This is a genomic window from Helcococcus bovis (assembly GCF_046035835.1).
Classification (GTDB): domain Bacteria; phylum Bacillota; class Clostridia; order Tissierellales; family Peptoniphilaceae; genus Helcococcus; species Helcococcus bovis.
Genome location: NZ_JBFNGB010000035.1, coordinates 1 through 4351, shown reverse-complemented (window position 1 = coordinate 4351; position 4351 = coordinate 1). Strand labels below are relative to the sequence as shown.

Genomic DNA, 4351 nt, shown 5'->3' with positions numbered 1-4351 from the left:
GCAAAAAAAAAGGAGATAGATTTTCTCTATCCCCGTGTTCATACACTCTTTATACATTTTCAATTAAAACAGTCTTTAAACAAATTATGTCCTAAATAAAACATATTTTTGAATAATTATTTTTAAATGTTCTGTAATTTACTCTAATGTCCTTTTATGTCTATGAATATTTTTAAGTGGTGCCGGTAGAGGGAGTCGAACCCCCACGCCCGTGAAGGCACCAGATTTTGAGTCTGACGTGTCTGCCAATTCCACCATACCGGCTTACTCATATATATTAACATTTTCATAAAATATTTTCAAGTTAAAATTTATTTAGTGCTATTTGTGCATGCATTTGATATACTTTAATATATAAATAATTAATACATAATGAAAATATTCTAGGAGGAAATTTGGAAAAAATATTATTGATTGATGGATCAAGTTTGATTTTTAGAGCATTTTATGCGATAAGAAATTTGTCAACTAGGGAGGGGATTCCTACTGGAGCGGTTTATGGATTTATAAATATGTATAATGCTGCGATTGAGAAGATAAATCCTGACTATGTTTTAGTAGCGTTTGATAAATCAGGTCCAACATTTAGGACATTGGAATATGCAGAATATAAGGGAAATAGGCAAAAAACTCCTGATGAATTATTGACACAATTTGGAATAGTAAAAGATTTATTAGATTCATATAATATTAAACATATTGCAATGGATGAATATGAAGCTGATGATATTATTGGTACAGTTTCTAAATTATCAAATAAAAAAAATATTCAATCATATATGCTTACTGGGGATAGAGATTATTTCCAATTGGTAGATGAAATGTCTAATGTCTTATATACAAAAAAAGGTATTTCACTTTTAGAGATATATGATGTAGAAAAAGTAAAAGAAAAATATGAATTAAGTCCTGAAAAATTAGTTGAAGTTAAGGGGTTGATGGGAGATGCATCAGATAATATACCCGGTATTCCCGGAGTCGGTGAAAAGACAGCGATTAAATTAGTTAAAGAGTATGGGAATCTTGAAGCAATTTATGAGAATCTAGATAAAATTTCCGGTAAGGTATTATCACAAAAATTGGTTGAAAATAGAGAGATGGCATTTTTATCAAGAAAATTAGGTAAAATATTTACAAGTGTTCCACTAAATTTTGATATTGAAAATTTAAGAGTTAAAGAACCGAATAGAGATGAACTTTATGAAAAATATAAACTATTAGAATTTAATACATTAACAACACAGTTTGCACCTAAGGGCAATGAAAGGTTTGATTTTGATTATAAAATTATTGGAATTAATAGAATTGGCGATGTATATGCACATGTGTTAAAAAATAGAAAGTTGATTTTTGAATTTATAGTAGATGGTGACTATTTATTTGAAAATGCTAAATATATTGGAATTAAAGATGATAAAAATAAAATATTAGTTGTAGATTTAGAAAAAGATAAGGATTTATTTGTCTCAAAATTTAAGGAAATTTTTGAAAATCAGGAAATTCAAAAAATTGGATTTGATTTAAAAAAACAATATGTTCAATTAAATAAATTAGGAATAGAATTGAGTGACAACTATATTGATTTGATGTTAGTTAGCTATTTGATTAATCCAAAAGGCGATTATTCTATAAAAGATATTGCATTTTCTGAATTAGAGGCAGATATTAAATCACTTGATGAATATTTAGGAAGTGGTAAGTTCAGAAAAACTATAAATGATTTGGAAATTATTTATGTTGAAGAATACTTAGCGAATAATTTATTTATTGTAGAAAAGACTGTTAATAAACTAATTGAGAAGTTGGAAAATTTAGAAATGGAGCATTTGCTTTATGACATTGAGCTACCACTGGTAAAAGTTCTTGGAGATATGGAAATATTTGGTGTTAAAGTTGAAAGAAAAGAAATTGATAAGCTAGATATTGAAATTTCAACAAGAATAGAAGATATAACAAAAAAAATATTTGATTTAGCTGATGGAGAATTTAATTTGAATTCACCAAAACAGTTGGGAGAAGTCCTATTTGACAAGTTGAAATTACCTGTAATTAAAAAGACAAAGACTGGATATTCTACAAATGTAGATGTTCTACATAAATTGAGAAATGAACATGAAATTATTCCACTGATTGAAGAATATAGACAACTTTCGAAATTGAAGAGCACATATATTGATGGATTGATTCCGGTGATTAAGGAAGATGGAAGAATTCATTCTAAATTTAATCAAACTGTTGCGGTAACAGGCAGACTTAGTTCAACAGAACCGAATTTACAAAATATTCCTATAAAAACAGAAGAAGGAAGAATGATTAGAATGGCATTTGTTGCAGGTGAAAATAAAAAGCTTGTTTCAGCAGACTATTCTCAAATAGAACTCAGAGTATTGGCTTCATTGTCAAAAGATGAAACAATGATAGATGCATTTAAGCATAATATAGATATTCATACTAAGACTGCATCAGAGGTTTTTGGAGTAGCGATTGATGAGGTGACAAAGTTACAAAGGTCAAATGCCAAAGCTGTCAATTTTGGAATAGTTTATGGAATTTCTGACTATAGTTTATCTCAAGATTTAGACATACCTAGAAAAGAAGCAAAGTCATATATTGATGGATATTTAAGAACATATCCCAATATAGCCAAATATATGGATAAAATAATAGAACAAGCTAAAGAACAGGGATATGTAGATACATTATTTCATAGAAGAAGATATATTCCTGAATTAAAAAGTTCTAATTTTAATGTTAGAAGTTTTGGAGAGAGAATAGCATTAAATACTCCAATTCAAGGAACAGCGGCAGATATTATAAAGATTGCGATGGTTAATGTTTATAATAGAATTAAATCTGAAAAGTTGAAATCAAAATTGATATTACAAATTCACGATGAACTTATTATTGAAACATCTAATGATGAAATTGATATAATAGAGAATATTTTAAAAGAAGAAATGGAAAAAGCTGTAAAATTGGAAGTTGCACTTTTAGTAGATGTTGAAGTGGGAAATAGCTGGTATGAAGTCTAAAATTATTGGTATAACAGGATCGATAGCAACTGGTAAATCAACAGTATCTAATATTTTGAAAAACAAGGGATATACAGTTCTTGATTTGGATAAAATCGCTCATGAATTAATGAAAAAATGTGAAAAAAATTATATTAATATTTTGAGTTATTTTGGAGATGAAATATTAGATGAAGATGGTGAAATTGACAGGAAAAAGCTAGGAAATATTGTTTTCAATGATGAAAAAAAATTAAAAAAATTAAATAATTTGACTCATCCAAATATATTTTATACAATATTAGGAAAGATAAATTCATTAGAGGAAAAAATAATTTTTATTGATAATCCTTTGCTAGTAGAATTAATTATAAGTGGAGATTCATATATAAATTATGATGAAATTTGGCTAGTTTATATTCCAAAAATTTTTCAAATTGAAAGATTGAAATATAGGGATAAATTGAATGATGAGGATGCAACGAAAAAAATTAATTCACAAATAAGTATTGATGATAAGGTGAAATACTCAGATTTTATAATTGATAACTCTAAAGATGAAGGATTTTTAATTAAACAAATTAATGAAAGATTGGAAAAATTATGAAAATATTAAAAAGATTAATAGTTATACTTATTATTTTGGCTTTAATTATTTTTTCAGGAATATATTTTTTTGTATATTTTATGATAAATGATAAACATGAGCCATATATGAAATATATTGAAAAATATTCTGAAGAATATAAAATTGATAAAAAACTTATAACAGCAGTAGTTAAGGTAGAAAGTTCCTTTAATGAGAAAGCACATTCTCATGCTGATGCTAAAGGATTAATGCAGTTATTGCCTGAAACTGGAGAATGGATTGCAAAAAGGTTGGGTGAAGATTTTAAGGAAGAAAATTTATTAAATCCAGAAATAAATATAAAATACGGAACATATTATTTGAAGTATTTATTTAATTTATTTAAGAATGTTGATTATGCTATCATGGCATATAATGGTGGACTAAATAATGTTCAAAAATGGATAGATACAGGTATATTAAATGGAAATAAAGAAAATTATGAAAAAATTCCAATAGCAGAAACAAGACATTATATATATAAGGTAAAGAAGCAGTATAATTTAAATAAAAAAATATATGATGTATATTATGCAAATACAACAGATTCAAAATTTAAGAAAGCATTTAGGATTTTGATTTCTCTGGGGTAAAAATTATTTTAAATAAAAATTTAATTTTCCATAAAGTTTTATTATTTAATTTAACTTTATGGAATTTTTTTATAAAAAATTAAAAACAAATAGATGGGAATATAACATATTTTTTTATA

General features: G+C 26.1%; 3 protein-coding genes and 1 tRNA gene. 3 read left to right on the top strand and 1 reads right to left on the bottom strand.

Features of this window, described 5'->3' with window-relative positions; translation table 11 throughout:
• Positions 1–177: 177 nt before the first annotated feature.
• Positions 178–264: transfer RNA gene (locus ABGF48_RS08325), tRNA-Leu, on the bottom strand.
• A gap of 131 nt (positions 265–395) precedes the next feature.
• Here ABGF48_RS08325 and polA point away from each other — a divergent pair.
• From polA to ABGF48_RS08310, 3 genes are read left to right on the top strand one after another with little or no spacing between them, the layout of a single operon-like run.
• Positions 396–3032: a DNA polymerase I gene (gene polA, locus ABGF48_RS08320; protein ID WP_408105877.1), complete on the top strand. Its 2637-nt coding sequence runs from the start codon at positions 396–398 to the stop codon at positions 3030–3032.
• Positions 2998–3618, top strand: a complete 621-nt coding sequence (coaE, locus tag ABGF48_RS08315) for a dephospho-CoA kinase (protein ID WP_408105876.1) — start codon at positions 2998–3000, stop codon at positions 3616–3618. The genes polA and coaE overlap by 35 nt, the downstream gene beginning before the upstream one ends.
• Positions 3615–4232, top strand: coding sequence for a lytic transglycosylase domain-containing protein (locus ABGF48_RS08310; RefSeq protein WP_408105875.1), 618 nt, complete (start codon positions 3615–3617; stop codon positions 4230–4232). The genes coaE and ABGF48_RS08310 overlap by 4 nt, the downstream gene beginning before the upstream one ends.
• Positions 4233–4351 lie beyond the last annotated feature (119 nt).

Bases quoted from the DNA above. Each gene is read 5' to 3' on its own strand.
- coaE (WP_408105876.1), top strand. From the start codon at position 2,998: ATGTTGAAGTGGGAAATAGCTGGTATGAAGTCTAAAATTATTGGTATA.
- ABGF48_RS08310 (WP_408105875.1), top strand. From the start codon at position 3,615: ATGAAAATATTAAAAAGATTAATAGTTATACTTATTATTTTGGCTTTA.